Origin of the sequence: Chryseobacterium phocaeense (assembly GCF_900169075.1) — a bacterium.
Lineage (GTDB): Bacteria > Bacteroidota > Bacteroidia > Flavobacteriales > Weeksellaceae > Chryseobacterium > Chryseobacterium phocaeense.
This window is the reverse complement of the sequence record NZ_LT827014.1, coordinates 18,188-40,759: the sequence shown is the minus strand read 5'-3', so window position 1 is coordinate 40,759 and position 22,572 is coordinate 18,188. Positions and strand designations below refer to the sequence as shown.

14 protein-coding genes are annotated in these 22,572 nt (G+C 39.7%); 7 read left to right on the top strand and 7 right to left on the bottom strand.

Going from position 1 to position 22,572, the window contains the following annotated elements; translation table 11 throughout:
- Positions 1-996: a BtrH-related acyltransferase DarH gene (locus B7E04_RS01670; protein ID WP_080776979.1), complete on the bottom strand. Its 996-nt coding sequence runs from the start codon at positions 994-996 to the stop codon at positions 1-3.
- Between the two features lie 66 nt (positions 997-1,062).
- Positions 1,063-1,467 carry a flexirubin biosynthesis protein DarG gene (locus tag B7E04_RS01665; RefSeq protein ID WP_080776977.1) on the bottom strand — a complete coding sequence of 135 codons (405 nt, stop codon included), beginning with the start codon at positions 1,465-1,467 and terminating at the stop codon, positions 1,063-1,065.
- A 252-nt stretch (positions 1,468-1,719) separates the two neighbouring features.
- Between B7E04_RS01665 and B7E04_RS01660 the strand changes: the two genes are divergently transcribed.
- On the top strand, positions 1,720-4,632 hold the full coding sequence (locus B7E04_RS01660) for a M16 family metallopeptidase (RefSeq protein WP_080776975.1): 2,913 nt from the start codon (positions 1,720-1,722) through the stop codon (positions 4,630-4,632).
- Between the two features lie 272 nt (positions 4,633-4,904).
- On the opposite strand, the gene B7E04_RS01655 is transcribed toward B7E04_RS01660, so the two are convergent.
- The 5 genes from B7E04_RS01655 to B7E04_RS01635 are packed head-to-tail and all read right to left on the bottom strand — an operon-like array spanning position 4,905 to position 11,537.
- Complete coding sequence (locus B7E04_RS01655) at positions 4,905-5,348, bottom strand: hotdog family protein (RefSeq protein ID WP_080776973.1); 444 nt, start codon at positions 5,346-5,348, stop codon at positions 4,905-4,907.
- A gap of 5 nt (positions 5,349-5,353) precedes the next feature.
- Positions 5,354-5,785, bottom strand: coding sequence for a hotdog family protein (locus tag B7E04_RS01650; protein ID WP_080776971.1), 432 nt, complete (start codon positions 5,783-5,785; stop codon positions 5,354-5,356).
- Positions 5,785-6,924 carry a dialkylresorcinol biosynthesis protein DarB gene (locus B7E04_RS01645; RefSeq protein WP_080776969.1) on the bottom strand — a complete coding sequence of 380 codons (1,140 nt, stop codon included), beginning with the start codon at positions 6,922-6,924 and terminating at the stop codon, positions 5,785-5,787. The genes B7E04_RS01650 and B7E04_RS01645 overlap by 1 nt, the downstream gene beginning before the upstream one ends.
- Position 6,925: 1 nt before the next feature.
- Positions 6,926-7,840 carry a hypothetical protein gene (locus tag B7E04_RS01640; RefSeq protein WP_080776967.1) on the bottom strand — a complete coding sequence of 305 codons (915 nt, stop codon included), beginning with the start codon at positions 7,838-7,840 and terminating at the stop codon, positions 6,926-6,928.
- Positions 7,841-7,883: 43 nt separating this feature from the next.
- A complete protein-coding gene (locus B7E04_RS01635; RefSeq protein WP_080776965.1) occupies positions 7,884-11,537 on the bottom strand; it encodes an MMPL family transporter in 3,654 nt (1,217 codons plus the stop codon).
- A gap of 330 nt (positions 11,538-11,867) precedes the next feature.
- Between B7E04_RS01635 and B7E04_RS01630 the strand changes: the two genes are divergently transcribed.
- From B7E04_RS01630 to B7E04_RS01605, 6 genes are all read left to right on the top strand, one after another.
- Entirely contained in the window at positions 11,868-13,007 is a 1,140-nt protein-coding gene (locus B7E04_RS01630; protein ID WP_228439783.1) for an EpsG family protein, read from the top strand.
- A gap of 363 nt (positions 13,008-13,370) precedes the next feature.
- A complete protein-coding gene (locus B7E04_RS01625; RefSeq protein ID WP_165439399.1) occupies positions 13,371-16,739 on the top strand; it encodes a T9SS type A sorting domain-containing protein in 3,369 nt (1,122 codons plus the stop codon).
- 272 nt (positions 16,740-17,011) lie between these two features.
- Complete coding sequence (gene topA, locus B7E04_RS01620; protein WP_080776960.1) at positions 17,012-19,570, top strand: type I DNA topoisomerase; 2,559 nt, start codon at positions 17,012-17,014, stop codon at positions 19,568-19,570.
- A 153-nt stretch (positions 19,571-19,723) separates the two neighbouring features.
- Positions 19,724-20,791 (top strand): formimidoylglutamase, encoded by a 1,068-nt coding sequence (locus B7E04_RS01615; protein ID WP_080776958.1) that lies wholly within the window; start codon positions 19,724-19,726, stop codon positions 20,789-20,791.
- 12 nt (positions 20,792-20,803) lie between these two features.
- Positions 20,804-21,580 carry an SGNH/GDSL hydrolase family protein gene (locus B7E04_RS01610; RefSeq protein WP_080776956.1) on the top strand — a complete coding sequence of 259 codons (777 nt, stop codon included), beginning with the start codon at positions 20,804-20,806 and terminating at the stop codon, positions 21,578-21,580.
- Positions 21,580-22,563, top strand: a complete 984-nt coding sequence (locus B7E04_RS01605; RefSeq protein ID WP_080776954.1) for a glycosyltransferase family 2 protein — start codon at positions 21,580-21,582, stop codon at positions 22,561-22,563. The genes B7E04_RS01610 and B7E04_RS01605 overlap by 1 nt, the downstream gene beginning before the upstream one ends.
- Positions 22,564-22,572: the final 9 nt, after the last annotated feature.

The window sequence follows — 22,572 nt, the reverse complement described above, 5'->3', positions numbered from 1 at the left end:
TCAGATCGCTTTTCTCAGTTTTTTATAGAAAGCCTCTTCCAGATCGGCGATATGAAGCATGGATTTTGAAAGGTTGTTGTAAATATCACTTTTTGAGTTCCTGTTTTTGTAAACCCTGGCAATATCCACCGCAAAATCCCTCCATAAATCACCGATGGCGGTGATTTCTTTTGAAAGCTCTTTTAGCTCATCATTTTTTAAAATCACGGCCGCTTCCTGAAGAAAAGCACCGTAAATAAACCTGAAACCTCCGCCTCCGGTACCAATTTCTTCCTGCATCCTGATCAGCTGGCCGAGATAATGGTTGGTGACTTTAGTTCCTTTCTTTTCAGCCCATTTCGGAATGCTTCTGGCAACCCATCTCATGGCTTTTACCCCAATAAGGGGAACCGGGGCCAGCATATTCTTACAGGTATCTTTGATTCCTTTTCTGATGGCTTCTTCAAGATTCACATGATCCGGAATGTAGGTTGGGTAATACATATGGCCTTTCGGAGGCAGAGCACCTTTGGCATATCTTACTTTTTCCAGTTCAGCTTCGGAAAGGGTGGTGGTATAATCCATCACCGGATCGCTGATCAGGAATTTTCCGTCTTCTTTTCCATATACCACAAGGTTGTGGGCATTGAAGTGAAATTTATATTCTTCAGGAAAATAAGTAAGGTTAAAAACGCCTACCTGAAGTCCTGTAGGGATATTCTGATTTAAATTTCTTTCTAAAGCAGACTGTGCCTCTTTAGGATTAGAAAATTTTTCTCTTTTTATTTTAATTCCCAATCTTTTGGCTGCTTTGCTGAAAATGGCACCGGGCATCGGACGATAGCTGAACCCTGGAGCAAAATTCACTTTCAGAAAAGGAAGATAGACAAAAAACAGTCCGGAACCGATCCCGAAGATCATGGGTTCACTTAGTTTTAAGCCTTTATTTAATAACAGATTGGAGGCAACACCGTTTTCGCAATGCGCGGTCTGATGGTGTTCAAAGTTAAGTTTCATTTGCTGCTTTTATCTTTTTCATTGGCGAAATGAAATTTGCACACAATAGTATGCTTCATTTCAGTATTATTTTCCGTCAAAGTTCTTTAATTCATCCACTGAAATCCCGAATGCATCGGCATATTTTTTCAGTACGTTTTCGCTTAGTGTTTTAAATACTTTTGGCTTTCCGTGCCTTTTTACTCTCCACTGCCACATTCCGACATAGGAGGAAAGTACACCCAGATCCATCTTATTCAGTTCCATGAAATAAATAATAGGACTTACTTTATTGCCGGCCACATCCTGTCGTGCTTCTTCAATTCTCTCATGAATTAGCTCCATAGATTCTTCGAGGGCCGCTTTTTTAGCTTCCCACCCGATGCTGTTGGCCGTTGTATAATTATCATTTTCGTCGGTCACATACAAGACTTCGGTCATGTTTGCCGATTTCAGATTGCTTTCGTCCTGAGGCAGGTCTTGCTTTTTCATGTAAACTGTTTTGTTTTTTTATTTTTTAGGTGAAAATGCTTCACCTTTTTGATTCTTTTTAATCAGTTGGCTAAAATAGTGAAAATACATTATATGTAAATCATATTAAACCAGAATGCCGGAAATGAGTCTGTAACAGGAAAAATGTGGATTTAAATCTAAAAATTAATATAGTATCCCCGTTGTAACAAGTGTATAATAATTATAGACTAATAGGGTTTTAGAAATTTGGATTAAAATAAAATAAGACTTATGAAGAAATTTTTTATTTCGGTTTCTCTTTTCTGTATGCTGAATGCTATGGCACAGAAATTTGAAACTCAGAAAATGACGGATGGACAGGGTTTTACCTATGAAACGGTAAAGAATGACCAGTCCGGTGTACGTGTTTATACCCTGAAAAACGGACTGAAAGTCTATCTGGCAAAAAATGATGATGCCCCAAGAATTCAGACGTATATTCCTGTAAGAACAGGATCGAACAATGACCCAAGTGACAATACGGGTCTTGCCCATTACCTTGAGCATATGGTTTTCAAAGGAACCTCACATCTGGGAACTCAGGACTGGGCAAAGGAAAAAGCCCTTCTTCAGCAGATTTCAGACCTTTATGAGCAGCACAAAGCCGAAAAGGATCCTGAAAAGAAAAAATTACTCTATAAGAAGATAGATGAGGTTTCCCAGGAAGCTTCCAAATATGCCATTGCCAATGAATATGATAAAGCTATTTCATCGTTAGGCGCTACGGGAACCAATGCCCATACCTGGCTTGATGAAACGGTGTATAAAAATAATATCCCTTCCAATGAACTTGAAAAATGGCTTAAAGTAGAAAAGGAACGTTTCTCTGAACTGGTGCTGCGTCTTTTCCACACGGAGCTGGAAGCAGTTTATGAGGAATACAACAGGGCTCAGGACAATGACGGCCGTCTGGTGAATTATGCCATGATGGAAGCTCTTTTCCCTAAGCACCCGAACGGGCAGCAGACGACCATTGGTACTTCTGAGCATTTGAAAAGTCCGTCAATGGTTGCTATTCACAAATATTTCAATACCTATTACGTGCCTAATAATATGGCAGTAGTGTTGGTAGGAGATTTTGACTATGATAAAACCATAAAGCTGGTTGATCAGTATTTCGGAGCATTCAAATACAAAGAGCTTCCGATGAAGAAGATGGTATCTGAACAGCCTATGGAAAGTATTGTGACGAGAACGGTAAAAAGCCCAAGCACACCCAGAATGACATTGGCCTGGAGATCTGATTCCAATGGAACCCAGAATGCAAGGTTGGCGGATGTGGTTGCAGAAATTTTAAGCAACAGGGGAGATGCAGGTCTGATAGATCTTAATATGAACCAGACACAAAAGGTACTGGGTGCAGGAGCTTACGAATCTGCTTTTAAAACATATGGTGCTTTTACCATGTCTGTCACTCCGAAAGAAGGGCAGAGCTTTGACGAAGCCAAAAAATTATTGTTAGATCAGCTGGATCTTGTGAAAAAGGGACAGTTCCCGGACTGGATGCTGAAAGCCATTGTGAACGACAAAAAAGTTCAGCGTATGAAATCCTGGGAAACAGCAGACGGTCTGGCAAGCACCCTTTATGATACGTATATCAATGAGAAATCATGGGAACAGGAGCTGGATGACATCAACCAGTATGAAAAAATCACAAAAGCAGATGTTGTAAAATTTGCCAATGAATTTTTTAAAGATAATTATGTAGCAGTTTATAAGGAAAAAGGAGTGAATGATAAGCTGGTTCGTGTACAGAATCCGGGCATTACCCCGATCAAGCTGAATAGAGAAGCACAGTCGCCATTCCTGAAAGATATTCTGAATACGAAGGTAGCAGATATCAAACCGGAGTTTGTTGATTACAAAACAGCGATCCAGACTTCACAGATCAAAGACAAGAAAATAAGCTTTGTCAAAAACAAATACAATGATGTTGCCCAGATCACTTATGTTTTCCCGTTCGGAACAGACAATGATAAGGAACTTTCGGTAGCGGTAACTCTTTTCGAATATCTGGGAACGGATAAATATACTCCTGAACAGCTGAAAGGTGAATTCTACAAACTAGGAATCACCTACAGTTTCAGAACGTCCAATGACCAGATCTTCATTACTTTGAGCGGTCTTGAAAGCAATATGAAGAAAGGCGTTGAGCTGATGAACCACTGGCTGACCAATGTAAAAGCCGATCAGGATATTTATGCTAAAACTGTAAAAACTATTCTTGAATCACGAAGTGCAGCTAAAAAAGATAAGACAAGAATCATGGCGGCGCTTACCAATTATGCGAAATACGGAAAGAATTCCAGAATGACAGATATTGTTTCCAAGGCACGTCTTGAAAGCATTAATGCTGCGGAACTGATGAAGAAGGTGAAGGTGCTGAACCAGTCTCCGTATGAAGTATTTCTGTACGGACAGGATCAGTCAGGTTTGGAGAAAGCGGTTAAGCCGTACATTGCTGAAACCAGTGTTCAGCCTGCAAAAGCAAAGGATTATCAGGAGCCGGCTACAGAAGGGAAAGTATATTTCACCAACTACGATATGGTTCAGATGGAAATGGCCAAAGTAGCGAAAGGAAATGACCTGAATCTGAGTAATTTCGGAAAAGCCAATGTATTTAACGAATATTTCGGAAGAGGTCTGTCTTCGATTGTGTTCCAGGAGATCAGAGAAAGTAAGTCGCTTGCTTATTCTGCCTACGTTTCTTATGGTAATGCTACGGAAAAAGGGCATGCCAACTATGTGACCAACTACATCGGAACACAGGCCAACAAGCTTCCTCTGGCGGTAAACGCAATGAACGACCTTATGGTCTCCCTGCCGCAGATTCCGGCGCAGTTTGAGAATTCAAGAGGCTCTGCCCTGAAACAGATTGCTTCCAGCAGAATCAACAGAACGAATATTTTCTTTAATCAGCTATCCCTGAAAAAGCTTGGGGTGGATTATGATATCAGAAAAGATGTTTACGCTGAAATCCAGGGTCTGACCTTGCCACAGCTTACCGGGTTCTACGATACCGAAATCAAGCCTGTAAAATACAATACAGCGATCATCGGTAAAAAAGAAAACCTGAACATGGAATCCATCAATAAAATGGGTACGTTCCAGGAGGTTTCTCTGGAAGAAATTTTCGGGTACTAAACCTTTTATGATACCAATTTTTTTAGCGGGGCAGCAATGCTCCGCTTTTTTATTTGAAATTAAACACAAAAGACCCTAATGTTTTCACAAATGCATTCAATAGGAATGGGCTTCAGCCCGTTCAATCAAAATATTCACAAATCCAATTTGGCTTTAGCCAAAACATAATTTATTCTATACATAATCATCTGCGAAAATCTATGCTCTCCGTGGGAAAGAAAAAACCGCACAACAATTGCACGGTTTATATTTCTAAATAAAAAATGTCTTTCTTAAGATTTCACCTCCTGAATAAACAGATTAATCTCTGCCCTGATCAGCAATTCCTCATCATGAAACGTTTCACAAAAAATATGGCAGATATTTTCATACTGCGAGATCAGTGAAGCTTTTGAAATAATTTTGCTACCGACTTTCGGAAGGGCGAATATTTCAATTTTTTTAATGTTGGTAATAAAGCCAATTACTTTGGTATCTGCTTCAGGATTTTCGAAGAAGCTTTGTCCCAGGATAGAAGAACAGGTCTGAGCCAGATTTTCAATAAGTCCTGCCTCAGCAAGTTTACCATTGTAGACAAAAATATTATCTTCTTTGATTTCAAAGGAAGTCACAACCTTTTCTTTGGTCAGTTCCAGGATATAATCTGCCATCAGCATCGGTTCGCGGTGCGGCAGAAAGTTGTGGATATTGATGATATGATCTTCCCTGATTTCCATTAAATTTATTTTACAGCAGTTTTCATTTGAGACTTTGCGATGATCCCGCCATTCAGCTTTGTGACGATGTCTACCAGCGTTACGCCCATTACTTCATTCAGGATGGTTACTTCCGAAACCAGATGATCTCCCGTTTCAGGCAGAGTTTCGGTCTCGAAGGATTTGATAGCTCCAATGTATCCTGTAGGCGCTTCCTTTCCTAAAAGATAATATTTATACCCAGTGTGCAGGGCAACACTCTGTGCCTGATGCTCAATCAGCCCTGAAGCCTGAAATACGCCGTCCTGAATAAAAATATTGTCTTCTTTTATTTCAAATCCTGATATCAGATGATTTTCAGAATATTCCGTAAGCTGGTGAACCATGACAAAGGGAAAACGCTGAGGAATAAGGCTTTCCACAAAATCCGGATCAGATGTTGGCAGTATGTTTTCCATTAGCAGACTGTTAACAGCGAACATGAATAAGCGAATCTTCCGCTTTCAGGAACACAAAGAAGTACTTTTTCACCTTTTTTCAGAGTTCCGGAATTCATTAATTCTTCCAGAGCCACAAAGATAGATCCGGCTCCGATGTTTCCGATCTCGGAAAGATTGTAGAACCATTTTTCTGCAGGGAAATCCATTCCTTTTTTAGCGAATTCATCTTTAAGGCCGTCTTTAAAATAGCCGGAAGAAATATGGGCCAGAACATGGTCGATCTTGTCCGGATCCAGATTATGCTTGTCAAAAGAAGATCGTAAGCTTTCCGCTCCTTTTACCAGAATATATTTATCCAGGATCTTCGTGTCCTGCTTTATCGCAAAAATAGATTGTTTCAGCCATTCATCGGATGGGTAATCTGCCCATGATTTAAGGCTTCCGTCTTCCTGCTTATCACATCCTGCATACATACAGGCTTCAATTTCGTGGGCGTAGGAATAAAAATCAATGAACTCTACTTTCAAAGAAATACCCTCTTCTCTGGGTTTATTTTGCAGAAGAAAAGCACCTGCGCCGTCAGAAAGCATCCATCTCAGGAATTCTCTTTTGAAGGCGATAATAGGTCTTTCCTCCAGTGCTTTCAGGTTTTCAGCCTCATGATTGAATTTATCAGCCGTCATCCAGGCAGACATTCTCTCTGATCCTGCACAGATGGCATTTTCATGTACACCGGCTTTTACAGCAAGGAATCCATAGTTCAGGGCATTCATACCGGAGTTGCAAAGACCTGTAGCGGTATTAATTTCAATAGATTTACCGATATTCAGTTCACCGTGAACCATAGAAGCATGCGATGGCTGCATCTGATCCGGAGAAGTAGTTCCTACAGACAATAGCTTCATATCTTCCTTTTTGAATTTTTCATCAAACAGTCCTTCTACAGCTTTTGCAGTCAGCTGTGCATTGGTATGGGTAGGATTTCCTTCTTTGTCCAAGGCATAATATCTTGTCGTGATCTTGTTATTTCTTAAAATCAATGATCTCGCTTTAGAAGGAGCGTCATTGATCAGACCAAGATAAGTCTCCATTTCATCATTTGATACCGGGTTGTTAGGTAAGTATGTTGATGCTTTTGTTATAAATACGTCGTACATTCTATTTTAAATTAATTCCTTGTAAATATCGTTTTTGTTTTTGTCTTTTAGACCAAAATATAGGGGTTGTGAGCAGGTGTAACACCAACACGACCGGTGAGATAATCCATATCGCTGCCATCAAATATACCTTAAAGAATTTTATCAGCAATGGACGTTTCTCTTTTTTCTTTATAATCAGATTAGACCATACGGTGAATATTTTATTACCCACTTTTTCCACCCTTACCAGAAAAGCACGGATCTCTACAGCTCCGTTGGCTACCAGCTCCGGTTGCAGCCCCGATACATTTCCGGTACTGAAATGCCTTTCAATAATGTTGCCATATTTTACAGAACCTGAAATTTCTTCATCGGAAACTCCTGCAGCGGGAAGCATTCCGGACTTTTCTTTCTGTCCTGTAGTCAGCCAGCGTAAGATGGTCAGTACACTGGTATAATTGTCATGACGGTCTACCAAAGCGATATTTCCGATCAGTTTTGCACCAAGATCCTTTAAATATACTTTCAGCTTTTCCTGAGAAAGCATCCACATATTCCTGGTTCCTGAAATGGTGACCACATCCGTATCCTTCAGCAGTTTTTCTGCAAAGCCACTCTTTAAAAAAGAAATGATAGGGATGGATGGTGTAAGATACCAGACCTGATATCCAAATAAGATGAGGTCATATTTTTTACCGAGAATTTCTTCAGAAGGAGGAAAGATCTCTTTCGGAACCTGGAGATAAGACTCAGGAAATGTATTGAAGAAAACATCCCCGGGCCATGGGAAAGGGAAATCTTCTTTGAGCTGAATATTATAGTAGGTCACCTCGTATTCCTCCTTTTTGGCTTCAAAGGGTTTGGCCATATTCTTTACAATATCTTCCAGCTGGCCGGTCTGAGAATAGTAGATGATGAGTATATTTTTTTTCATTAATATTCTTTAGCGGTTACAAAAATATGCTTTTCATATTTATTTAATGTTTTTTGAATATTTTTATTCCTTTTGAATTAAACTCTTCATAATAATCTGAGTTGTCAAAGGCGGTATGAATTGTATTCAGGAATATAATCGTCTCTGGAAGCAGCTCAATGGTTCCTGCATCAAAATCCGGATCTGAAACCAGAAGGATATCAATGTTTTTATGGATCTCCGAAGCATTCTTAATGTAATGAAGCTTCCTTCTTTTTACCAGATAGTTCTGCATGGCGGTTTGTCTTCTTTCCTCATCGGCAATAAGTGAGAAAATCCTTCTTTCTGCCTGGTAAAGAGTCAGCAGGACATCTTTTTGACCGAAATCATCTGCGAAATGAAGAATCGTTGCATCCTTCGGAATATGTTTATTCAGTTCAAAATAAACGGATTTGTTTGCACTGAAATCTTCCTTCACTTCACTTACCACCTCATTATCTTTATATAAATAACTTAAAAACAGTTTTTTCCTGAAATAATTTTCATCCTCAATCTCACTCCTCAGCGCTGCAAACTTCTCCCTGAAATAAGCATTGATTTTTTTGGTTCTCTCGGAATAGGTTTTTCCGAAACTCAAATCATCTTTACTGATCCTTTCTCCTACCTTCACCGTAATGCTTCCGTTGTAGATGATAAAATCCCCTTTTGGCAATACTTCGGAATTCCCGTGGATGTAAATGGGAAGGATGTCCAGGCCGAACTCTTCTGCAAGGTAGAAGGCCCCTTTATGGAACCTTTTTACATCATTCGTGTAAGAACGTTCCGCTTCCGGGAAAACAACCAGAGAGTATCCCTGACCAATTTTTTCTTTCAGCTTGTCCATACCGTTCTCTATACCCTGAGAAACCGGATAAAATCCAAGAGCTCTCACCAGCTTACCGAAAACCGGGGAATCATATACCCAGTCATTCACCAGATATATAATTTTATGGGTAGCCATAGCAATGGCCAATGTATCCAGAAAAGATGTATGATTGGCGATAATTACAGCCGGTCTGCTGAAATCTTCTGCCGGATTTCTGATCACTCTCTTTTTGACAAAGGGGGTTATATGCAGCACAGACGTTAAAAATCTGGCTAAAATCCATTTAATAAAGTCCAGGGTTTTACCCTTTGATCTCCTGATAAACATACTTCCGATGAGTGAAAATATCAAGCCGCCCAGTCCGTAATAGAAAAAAGAAATAATGCATCTTAATAGCAACCTGAACGTAATAGGAGAAAGTCCTTTTTTGGCCCGGTTGGTAATCAGTAACCTGAACCAGAACGGATAAAGCGTTGAGGTGATGATGATCACGGAAAACATCCCGATCAGCGCTACCAGAGCTAATGAATGCAAGGCCGGATGCTTTGCAAATATCAATGAACCGATGGATAATATCGTGGTGAAAACGGCTAAAATAATAGAAGTCCTATAGGTAGGAAGTTCATTTTTTCCTGTGGTGTGCTCTTTCTGCATGGCTTTGGTGAGGAAAATACTGAAGTCATCACCCACGCCAAAAACCAGTGTACACACAACCGTACTGAAAATATTGAGCTCCAGTCCAAGAAAATAAAGGATACCTGCCGTTACAACACCGGTCAGTACAATAGGGAACATCGTAAGAACGGTCAGTTCAAAATTTCTGAAGAAAACAATAATCGTAAGGACGATGGCCAGAAGGGAATAATTAATCAGCGTGCTGAAATCCCTTTTCAGCAATCCCAGAAAGTTCTCATTCATTTGTTGTCGGTCAATGGCCAGGGCATCATGTTTCTTTTCAATATCTTTAATAAAGGCATCCCTTTTCTTTTCATCTACTTTTACCACATTGGAAACCGTGTAAAACCCATTTTCATGGCTCATGAATTCAGAAATCTGTAAGGCTTTCACCTGCTGGTAATCGTTAAGGCTTAATGCTGTATACTTTTTGTTTAAAACCTCATTGAAATTATCAAAAGCTCCACTGTTAAAACCAAACCGGTTTCCGCTACTCAACAGCTCAGATACAGTACGGGTTTTTTTACCGGCATCCCAGAATGTATTCCAGGTTTCAATCCTTTTTTTCTGATCTTTTTCAGAAAGCACCACATTTCCGAGTGAACTGTAGCTTAATATCTTTCCTTCCTGTTTCTCCTGTGCAAGAAAGCTGCTTAGACGGGAGTTTCGGGCGAGTGCTTCTTCTTCGGAATCTCCGTAAGAAATGGTGTAAATGGATTTTGAAGTGAGATCAGAAAGCTTCTGCAGCTTGGCTTCACTTATTTTTAATTCTTTCGGGATATAATTCAGATCCCCGATATCTTCATTAAAACCCACATGCCTGAAACCGAAAAGACAGGCAATGATAATAACAGAGCAGCCTATAATCAAAGGTTTATTTTTCTCGTATGGATAGGAACCGATTTTGTCGATAAAGTTGGTACTGTGTTTCTCTTCTGTCTGCCTCGGCTTGTACAGCTGAGGAACGATGATTAATGCCGTAACAGACGATAAAATAACCGTAATAGCTGCAAAAAGGCCCAGATCTTTCAAGGCTTCCGAGCGTACAAAAACGAGACATAAAAAAGAGACCGCCGTGGTGGCACTGCTCAGAACAATAGGCTGTGTAATCTCTTTGTACAGCTCTTCAATATTGTTATTGTGCTTGTAATGCGTCAGAATATGGAGGGCATAATCTATCGTAATTCCAATCAGGATAGCGCCAACACTTAATGAAATTGCCGAGATCTTATCCTTGATAAAATAAAGAACCAGCAACGCCAGCAATACTGAAAAAACAGTAGGAAGAAATACGATAATCGGGGTGAAGAAATTTCTGAAATAGTAGATCAGAAGGATCAGCAGCACGGTCATAGAGATCATCACCGTATTCTGGATGTCTTTTTTGATCTGTTGCGCATTCGCGACGGCAATGACGGGAGAGCCGAAATAACTGAGCTCTGTTTTTCCTCTAAATTGTTTATTAATGTCATCTTTTATCAGGTTAAGCTGATTGATGAAGGCTTCGTTGTTTTTGGTGTCGTTGCTCTTGTTTTTAGGATCAATGAAAAGCAGGAGGTTTTTGCCGTCTTTGGTCACGATATAATTATCCTCCAGTTTGAAATCCTTACTGATGTTTAAAGCATTTAATTTTTTAATTCCCAGGTAGGTAATCCCCAGAGGATCTTTTTTGATAAAATCTTTGGTAACCAGACTTGTGGGAGAAACCAGGGAGACATAATTATCCTCTACCTGTTTTGAAATGCTGTCTTTCTGTAGCTTGCGTTCAATCTCCTTATAATCATTTTCATCCAGGAAAAGAGGGAGATTCTGATTGACAAAGTCGAAGGTTTCAGAGATTTCGCTGTCATTTACTTTCCCCTGAACCGAACCTATGTATTTCTTTAAAGGTTCTGTTCTCTGCAGAAAAGTGTCTGCCGTTTCGGAAAGCTGGAAGCTGTCTTCGCTTGATGTATTCTCGATAATGACAATGATCTTGTCCGAAAAATTAAGCTGTTTCAGCACCTTTGCCGTAAGATCGGATTTCTCGTTTTTAGGAATGATCTGGTTGATATCTTCCTCAAAGTTAATTTTGGACGCAAAAAAAACACATAATACAGCAATTCCCAAAGCAATCAGGGCAGAAAGTATTCTGTTTTTAGAAATAAAATAATATAAGAAGATAAAAAAACGATGCATTATATGTTAAGATCAAGTCTGCAAATTTAATTTTTTCAGTATTAGTTCAAAACATTTAGGCTATAAGTTTGTCTGAAAATCAACAAAATATTCTAGGCAGAATAAAAAAATATTCTACTTTTGCAAAAGTTCCCTTCAGAAAATAGATTTTAAACCTATATTGATTTAAGAAATCAGAATCTGTTTTAGCTATGTTGAAAAAAAATGATGAAAAAATTAACGGATTTCTATTGACAATAGTACTCCATTTTCTGCTGTCCGGCCTGTTTATCCCAAGGTTTGGATTTTCCCTGAATATACAGCAACCGTTAAATAAAATGATGAATTAGCATGAGCATACTACATCCGTATTTTATCGTTGCCATTGCCTATATGCTTTTTTTTAGTGTACAGGAAGTTTTCGGGAAGAAAGTAGAAAAAAAGTGGTTTTGGTTTCTTGGCATCTACCTTATCTTGCTGGTAGGTTTCCGTAATAATGTGGGACCGGATTACGGAAGTTACAAAGGGCTGTACATCTATTCTGATACGAAAAGCTATTACAGTATATTCATGAAGATGCTCCATATGGAAGGCCCCGATCAGCTGGATGTGGAATGGCTCTATACCCTGATTAACAAGATACTTCTCAACGTTTTTGATGCTCCTTTTTTCGCGCTTACATTAGTCATTGCTATCTTTGCTATTTTCTTTAAGATAGAATATACGGAAGACAATACATTTTATCCTTTTACCTTTACCCTGTTTATGTTTATCCCTTATTTCTTTGTTGGGGAAAGCGGGCAGATCAGGCAGAACCTTGCCACATTTATTGTTTATTTTGCGATACGGTATATCAAGCAGCGGAAGCTGTGGCATTACCTGTTCTTTATATTTATAGCATCAGGGGTCCATACTGTGAGTTATCTGTTTCTTCCCATGTACTGGTTTGCGAGGGTTCCGCTGAATAAAACCATCATGCTTATCATGATCATTATTTCAATATTCCTTTCTCCGTTTGAAGTATACCGTGTTTTTGGAGATTTCATGAGTAGTATGGCGTCAGATAACATTCTTGTGGACGGTTTAAACGGGTATATGGATGAATCCATCCAAAGACTGAATGGCGGATTCGGGATTCCTGAGGCCATGATGATGATTCTTACCTTCTTCCTTTTCTTCTTCGATACCAAGATGAAAGAGCTTTATCCCTACTACGAATACCATAGGAACTATGCAGTTGTCGGGATCTGTTTTTATTTTATATTCAGGAATAACCCCGTATTCTCATCCAGATTGGTAGGGGCATTTGTTGGTTTCTCTTATGTAATTATCCCCAATACCATGTATGTGGTGTCAAGTGGCATGAAAAAAATGATTTACTCCTTTATCATCGCATTGGTTATTTTCAATTTTGTAGTATTCTCCTACTTTAATAATATCAAAGTCGGCAGGTTTACCATTGAACTCTATAATAACCATGTCCTTCCATAATTTGACATTGATTTAATACTATAAAAGACGGCTTCTGGTGGTCTTTTTTTTGTTGATTTTAGTTATGTGACAAGAATATTAAGATTTCATTTAATTTGACTGAGATCAATAAATAATATACTGAAAAAATTTACATTTGCACCTGAAGCGAATTGTGCCGTTTTCACATGTATAATCTTTTACCATTAGATTATTTACAATGCAATTGAAATATTATAATTTTATTTGTATTATTTATGATTTATTTTTATGTAAAGGCTTAAATGTTGTATTGCTTGAATGGCACACAAGTTCAAGGATATGAAAAATTCAGTTAAAAACTTTGCGGCAATTTTTTGCTTAGTGTCGATTTGTGCCTATTCCATGAATAGTAGAGAATTAAACGAAATTCTGCCTTCGTATAAATTTACGGAGACCCTCAAGACCAAACAGGATACTGTACTCACGCCTGTAAAAAGAGTTCCGCCTCTTGATTGGACGAAAGCCCCCAACAGCTATATTTTTGATCCCGGTCAGGACAGTGAAGGCCTGCTGATTCCGGTAAGAAAAGCCTATGCCATGTGGACGGATGATAAGTACATCAAAGGAACCGGAATCCCTTCAGGAAAAATAACGGCGGACGTCTTGTGGGAAGATGTTCACGGCCTGATTAAGTCCGGCTCAAAGTATTCGCTTGAAATCCTGGATTCTGATCAGAATGCCAAAATAAAAGTTCCCGTCAATAAAACGAAAAAAGGAAATGCCGTTATTGCGTTCAGAGTGAATGGTGATATTTACTGGAGCTGGCATATCTGGGTGACGGATGATCCTACCAACGGATCGGTTTATAAAAGTTTTGATAACATTTCAAGAATGAAAACAGACGGAACCGTTGAGCCTGTTCCTGATGCCGACTGGCAGTGGATGGATCGTAATCTGGGAGCCTTGAGCAGCTCTATTACTTCGTCAGACTGGAACAGAAGTGGCGGACTGCTTTATCAATGGGGAAGAAAAGACCCTATACCACCTCTGGTAACCCGGGGAAATGATTTCTATGAAGTCTCAGGTTCCATTGGAAGGATAAGACACAGAGGAGCCAAGAATTTTACAGGCGCCTCCAATATTGATAACCTTACGAAATATCTTCCGCTTGCGAGCGCAGATGTGATCAATAATATCAGGCTGGCTGTAAAGAACCCACTGAGTCTGATCTATGTTAATAAGGATGATAACAGCGGCCAGGCATATTACAACAACAACCCGAACCTTCCGGTCAATTGGTTTGGACGCCTTGCAGGACTTCCGGATAACAGACTTTCAGAGCTGAATCTCTGGTCGGATAATTCTCAGGGAATCATCGGTATGGGGTACAATAATGACGATAGTGCACAGCCTTACAGGGATAAGTCTTCCTATGATCCATGTCCCAATGGATGGAGGATTCCTTCGATGCTTGTCGCTAATTTAGGATCGCAGACCTATGCAGATGATATCAGAGTAGATTTTTCCCCTTTCGGAGTCAGGACCAATATGGGTAAAAACGTTTTCGAAACAAGTAAATATCACATTATAAAACCCACTGACGCCGGAGCTCCCGCTTTTATGACAGGCTTTAAGGTTTATCCTAACCTTGGATTTGATCTGTCTAACGCAGGAGGAAATAATATGGGAATTTTTCCCGGAACCGGACAGCTGATCAGGAGTGCCCACCTGGGGCAGTATACAGATCAGCATCATGTAGCGCTCTGGACAGCAACCATGGGAAGGCATTTTGATGCTTCACCGGCAGTAATTACCAGAGGGCTTTTTATGATTCCCGATAAAGAGCAGCCGGATATTCCGGATCCAAGCTATCCCAATATTGTCGGCAGATATTTTTATATGCCGATGTCCGGAATGTATACTTCTGAAGCCAATGGATGCCGATGTATTAAAGATCCTCTTTATCTTGTAAACAAATATGATTTTCCTTCTGAATACATGGCTCCCCCGGAAGAGTTCAGAGATGGAATTGATAATCCCAATACCTATCAGGACGTAAAAAGCCCTCAGGCATTTAAGATTGATATTCCTGTAAGCAAAGCTTTTGCTGTACAAAGCCAGATCCTGAATAATCAGGAAATATTAAATCCCACAAGTTTTGATAATTTAAAAGCCAACGTACTATGGACCACCAATACTGGACTTATCGGTAAAGTATCGATCATTAAACCTTCACCTTCCTCACTGCAGGATCTTGGCTCCTCCATGATTTCGTTGGATATTAATCCTAACCAAAGCGGAAATGCAGTAATAACACTCCATAACGGAAGTATTACCGCGCCTGTCTATTGGAGCTGGCATGTATGGATCACGGATTCTGTAATAAACTCTTTTAATTATATCACAGAACTTCCGGCAGCCGAAGCCACCAATTATATCAATTATGTACCTAAGGCAGATGTAGTCCTTCAGACGGAGTTCATGGACAGGAACCTGGGAGCAACCGATGCCTTCCCGATGGTTGTAAACGGGCTTACCCCTACTTCTGCAGAGCTTGCTAAGATACGGGCTTCTACCGGAATGCATTACCAGTGGGGCAGAAAAGACCCGATTCCAACATTCCAGAATGCGGATAACAGGGGCTCTTTCAGCGTATTTCTGGGAAGAGTTTCGAATGAAGGTACAGTTTCCTACACTACGCTTACGGCAGCAACATACAATAATTTGGCAGGAAGTTATATAGTTCCCTACAATACGTATGCGGCAGGTGCAATGGTGCAGAGTACGGATAAACCTGCGGAGAAAATAGAAAAAGTACTCTCGTACTCTGTTAAAAACCCTCTGGTGTATATGATTCCAAGTAGTTTTGCTCCTTATAACAGCTCTATGCCTAATTATACGAATGGAACAGACTGGCTGGCTAATGAACCGAACCTTGCCGCTGACAGATGGGGACGTGGGGGTAAAAAATCTCCTTTTGATCCATGTCCTGCAGGATGGAGAATTCCTGATCTTTCCGATGTGGCACTGGTTTCCTACAAAGACTTTGGAATGTCGCCATGGTATAAAAAAGATAAAAATGTGGCTACTTTTTATAATGTGATGACAGATTATTTAGGGACAAGGGTGAGAAATCCTTCAACAACTTCTACCATAGGGTATATGTTTGTTAATCCTGCATATAGGGTTGGTAATTTCCCGAACTCAGGATCACGCGGATTCAGAAATGTTATTGTTAATCAGTCTTCGTCGGGAACTTTTAATACGGTAAACTTCCAGTTTCCGGGTGCCTGGACGGGTGCTCTGGCAGCCAATTATCTGGGAAGATCCGTAAATGTACTGTTTGACGCAGCTTCTTCAGCCAATAGATTCACGGCATTTAATGATAATAATGATCCGTATATGGGAACCAGCTGCCGGTGCGTAAAAATGAAATATGACGCGCAGGGTAATGAAGCCGGGCCTATTCCCGGGCTGCAGGTAACTGCTCTGGCTTCGGGTAGGGAAGCCGCAGTGCTAACCAGTGGTGAAATTAAAGAAAAAGTGGATGAGAACAAGATTTCCTTATATCCTAATCCTGTAAGAGATATCCTCTATATCAAAGCTTCAGAAGAGAATGGATATTATTACCAGATCTATAATATGTCAGGTCAGCTGGTGAAGTCAGGAAAATTTGAAAATAAGACAGCAGATCTGTCTGCGCTTACTTCCGGAGTATATCTGATCAGGATCAATAATGCCGAAAAGCTGGTAAAATTGATCAAACAGTAAAGTTTTAAAATTCAGCAAGAGAGCAGAATAGGGTTTCCTGTTCTGCTTTTTTACGGCTTAAATATATTTTACATCTATCAGCACTGATGAAAAATTCTATATCATCTGTTTTACCAGGGTTCATTTTTCCGCTAAACGATAGCCTGTAAGGGGCTTGATATCTTTACAAAAGCCCATGGAAACGCCTGTTAAACGCATCTAATTATTAAATTAAACTGCTTTAACAAAATGTATATAATAAAAAAGCTTTACTTTTGCAAAAAATTTTTAGAATGTCGAAAAATTTAGTAATTGTAGAGTCACCGGCAAAAGCAAAAACTATTCAGAAATATTTAGGAAAGGATTTTGAAGTAAAATCAAGCTTCGGACACATCCGTGACCTTCCGAAAAAAGGAATGGGAATAGACCTTGCCACGTTCAGTCCTGATTACGAAGTTTCGGCAGATAAAAAGAAATTGGTTACAGAACTCAAAGCTGCCGTAAAGAAAGCTGAAATGGTATGGCTGGCGTCCGATGAGGACCGCGAAGGAGAAGCTATTGCATGGCACCTGGCTGATGAGCTGAAACTGAAACCGGAAAACAGGAAGAGGATTGTTTTCCACGAGATTACTAAAAATGCCATTCTGAAAGCCATTGAAAATCCAAGAGATATTGATCAGAACCTTGTGAACGCCCAGCAGGCGAGAAGAGTTCTGGACAGGATTGTAGGTTTTGAAATGTCTCCGGTTCTCTGGAAAAAAGTAAAACCAGGTCTTTCGGCAGGAAGGGTACAATCCGTAGCGGTAAGATTAATTGTGGAAAGAGAAAAGGAAATCCGTGAATTTGCTCCTAAAGCAAGCTTCAAACTGGATGGAATTTTCCTGAATAAAACTGAACAGGAAATCGCTGCCAAGCTTAAAAAGGATTTTGAAAAAGAAGAAGACGCTGAAAAATTCCTTGAAAAAGCAAAAACTACGGAATTTAAAGTTCTGAATGTAGAGACCAAGCCCGGGACCCGTTCCGCTTCCGCTCCGTTTACCACATCCACATTGCAGCAGGAAGCCTCTTCAAGATTAGGATATAATGTAACGAATACCATGCGTCTTGCCCAAAGACTGTATGAAGAAGGTTATATTACCTATATGAGAACGGACTCTGTGAACCTTTCGCAGGAAGCTATAGAAGGCGCAAAAAAGCAGATCACTTCAGAATACGGAGCTGAATATTCTTCACCAAGAAACTATACCACGAAATCTGCATCGGCACAGGAGGCTCACGAAGCTATCCGTCCTACCGATTTTGCCGTGAAAAGTATTGGTGATGCCCAATTAAACAGGCTATATCAATTAATATACAGAAGAACACTGGCTTCCCAGATGGCAAATGCTAAAATTGAGAAGACGGTAATTGAAATTGGAAATGCCTCATTGCCCCAGCATTTTGAAGCGCAGGGTGAAGTAATTATTTTCGATGGTTTCTTAAAAGCCTACGGAATTGTAAAAACGGAAGAAGATGATGAGGAAAACAACGAAAAACTGCTTCCTAAAGTAAGTGTAGGGGAAATTTTAAGTTACAAAAAAATCACCGCTTCAGAGAAATTCACCAGACCAAGTGCAAGATATACGGAAGCCGGATTGGTGAAAAAACTGGAAGAACTGGGAATTGGACGTCCGTCTACCTACGCACCTACCATACAGACCATCCAGAACAGGGAATATGTGGATAAAAGAGAGATTGATCCTCAAACCCGTGAAGTGATGAGGATGTCTCTGGTAAAAGATAAGATCAAAAAAGAAGTTCTTGAAGAAAAATTCGGGGGCGATAAAAATAAATTTGTACCTACAGATATCGGTGAAGTTGTTAATGATTTCCTTACCGATAACTTCAAAGAAATCCTGGATTACGGATTTACGGCAAGAGTAGAAGAAAGTTTTGACGAAATTGCGAACGGAGACCAGAAGTGGAAAGAAATGATGACCAATTTCTACTCGAAGTTCCACCCAAGAATTGAAGATGTAGAAGAAAATGCAGACCGTGCCACAGGAGACAGGCTTCTCGGGGTAGATCCTAAAACCGGTAAAAACGTCCATGCAAGAATCGGAAGATTCGGGGCAATGATTCAGATAGGTGAAACAGAAGATGAGGAAAAACCGATTTTCGCTTCGCTCATGACCGGACAAAATATTGCCACGATCTCTCTGGCTGAGGCGCTGGAACTTTTCAAGCTGCCGTTTGAGCTGAACGAATTTGAAGGGCAGGCTGTTTCCGTAGGAGTGGGAAGATTCGGTCCGTATGTGAAATGGGGCGATACATTCATCAGCATTCCGAAAGGGGAAGATCCTCTTTCCGTTAGCCAGGCTCGTGCAGAAGAAATCATCAATGAAAAGAAGAAGGCAGATGCCCCGATTGCTACCTACAAAGGAGACCCGGTAACGAAAGGAACAGGCAGATTCGGACCTTTTATCAAATACAAAGATATATTCGTGAATGTTCCTAAAAGGTATAATTTCGATAACCTTTCTCAAAGCGATATCAATGAACTGATTGATGCGAAGCTGGAAAAAGAAGCCAACCGCTACATCCAGCAGTGGGAAAAAGAAAAAATATCAATTGAAAATGGTAGATGGGGACCTTTCGTAAAATTCGGGAAAGCCATGTTCAAAATCCCGAAGAAAAAAGACGATACCAAATATGATGCGGAAGAGTTGAAGGACGTTTCCCTGGATGAGGTTAAAAAATGGATCACAGATCAGGATAAAAATGCCTTTGCAGAGAAAAAGAAGCCGGCCGCCAAGAAAACAGCAGCAAAAAAAACAACTGCTGTGAAAAAGACAGCCGCGAAAAAGAAGTAAATATGAATAAACATACGAAGCCGTTAATAATTTATTGACGGCTTTTTTTATGAATAATTACGCCACAGCCTGTATACTTGCTGTGGTTTTTTTGTATGTTTGTCCGGAAAAGTAATTTAATACACTAATATATTCTCAAGTTTTCAGATAAGTATGGATTTTGAAGATTTTATCATTTCACCAAGAAATTTCAAAGCAGAAAGCTGGCAGATCGGCAGCCGGATCACTAAAGATATCAAAGAAGACAGTATTGTTCTTCTGTTTGTTTCAGATTACAGGGGAGCCGGAGGTGATGCGGAAGTACAGGATTTTACATCCGTAAGAAAAGAATTCTATAAACTGTCGCAGCTGGATTTTGATGTTCCTATTGTAGATCTTGGAGATCTGGTTTCCGGCAAATCTGTCCAGGATTCCCATTATATTCTTCAGGAGGTTTTGTCTGCATGCCATTATAAAAGAGCGTTGCCAGTGATTATCGGCGGCTCCAATGATTTTGCGTTTTCGCTGTTTTCAACACTGAATTTCCATAAAAAAAACATCAACTATACCCAGATCAGCAATATTATCTCTCTGCAGCAGGGCGAGCAGATTAATGAACTGACCTTTTTGGGGAAAATACTGGGCGCCAAGAATTTCTCGATCAAAAATTATCATCATCTCGGCTACCAGAAACATCTGAACGAAACAGATTCGGTGAGGCTTATCAAAGATGTACAGTTTGATATTCTCCGTCTGGCGGAAATGATGAATTCCACAGAAAAAACAGAACCTTTTTTCAGAAAAGCAGACTTAGTTACCCTAAACTGTGATGCGGTAGAGAGTTTCAGTGAGCCATTTTCTATGAATCCTCAGGTGAATGGCCTGAACCGGAGGGAAATCTGTGCCTATATGAAAGAGATTGGATTGAGTGAAAATTTAAAATCTGTAGGGATTTTTAATTATAATATTTACTCGGAAAACCAGTTAAATCACCAGTTGCTGGCCCAGATGATCTGGTATCTGATCGAGGGGATCAATATCCAAAGATCGCATCCGAAAGAGAGGCATTACGAATTGTTTTATGTTCTGATTGATGATGAGCAGTATGCTTTTAAGCGGGATACATTCAGCAATCTGTGGTATTTCGGGGAAGATGACAATATAGAAAACTGTATTCCATGTTCTAGAAAAGATTTTGAAGAAGCAAAAAGAGGAACGCTTAATCCCAGGCTGACCTTTTAAGTATACACAAAGATGAAAAAAAAGATAATTTTAAGTAGTATTCTGCTGGCAGTACTGTTCACTCTGATCTATTTCTGGAATAAATATTCATATGCCGGTGAGGAAAAATATTTTTCTTCTGCTACAACACCGGAAAAAGGACTGCAAATTGGTATTATCGGCGACAGCTGGGTAGTGCGGCAGAATCTGGATTCTCTTTTGCAGGAGAAACTTTCGGATAAAGGGATTAAGGCGCAAATTTACTCCTCGGGAAATCCGGGAGCGAAGACGAGAATGATTTATGAAAACCTTTTTAAAGATCAGGATCAGGAATTTTCCTCCAAAAAGGTGATTGAGAAAAAACCGGATTACTGTATTGTAATTGCAGGAGTAAATGATGCTGCGATGCACCTCGGACCTCAATTTTACAGTCATCATATGCTGATGATTGTTAAAACACTGCTGAATTATAACATCAAACCTGTTGTGGTTTCCCTGCCGGAATTCGGCCTTGAAGAAAATTTCAAAAGCAAAAATATGATCAGTGCGCTCAGTAATAAAGGTGCAGAACTGGTTTTGAACGGCGGTACAGCATTTAAAATTTCCGATTACAGAAAAGCTTTAGAGGAAAATCTGAAAAATAACGGACTGGCTCAGAAAGTAATTGTTTTAAATTTTGATGGAGTAAGCCGTGATTTTGACAAAGACCGGAATTTATACGCAGACCCGCTTCACCTCAATAAGCTGGGGTATCAGAAGTTCAGCGATTTTTTAACCCAAAGTATTGTTAATTTAGAAGGCGTAAAATAATGGTTTCAATTATAGTTCCCGTATATAACGTAGAAAATTATCTGGCCAAATGCCTGGATTCTCTCGTGAACCAAAGCCTTCAGGATATTGAAATCCTGGTTGTTGATGATGGCAGCAAAGATGGCTCAGCACTAATCATTGAAAAATATGCAGCGCAGTTTCCCGGTAAAATCAAAGCCTTCACCAAAGAAAACGGCGGGCTGAGTGATGCCCGTAACTATGGACTGGATAGGGCTTCGGGAGAATATATAGGTTTTGTAGACAGTGATGATTATGTTGCATTAACGATGTTTGAGGAAATGCTTCAGTTGGCAGAAAAACATCAGGCTAAAATGGTGATCTGTAATATACAGAAAGTAGATCAGAACGGGAAAGTGACACAAAAACTGACACAGATTCCTAATATGCCTGAAAAGATAGAGCTGGAAGATCATTTCTCTGTTTTTTCAGATCTCAGTTATTTTGCCTGCAATAAATTGTTTAAAAAAGAGCTTTTTGATCAGAAGAAATTTAAAAAAGGAGTTCACTTTGAAGATATTCAATTGATTCCGCAGCTGCTTCTGGAATGTAAGGTAGTAGCCCAGACCCAGAATTTTCATTATCAGTATCTGGAAAGGACGGATTCCATTACAAAAACCCATACGGAAAAAGGGCTGGATATCCTGAAAGCAGTGAAAGATGTAGAAGGAGCATTCGGAAAATCTGGTTATGCCCATAAAAAAAATGAGCTGAAAAATTTTCAGATCTTCGAAGGAGTATATTCTTTTCTGGCTTACGTTGCCTTTGTAAAAGATGAAAAAATTTTTAATGCCATGGCAGATGAATTGGCTGTTTTTATAAAAGAAAGAAAAATAAAAATTCAAGATATATTGGGCTATAGTCGTTTTGGTAAGAATTATCTTTTATCTTTGCCGTTGAAAAAAAAGATTTTTTATCTGTTGTTTTTTGCCGGGCAAAAGAAACTGATAAGAAGAATTATATAACACAAATGA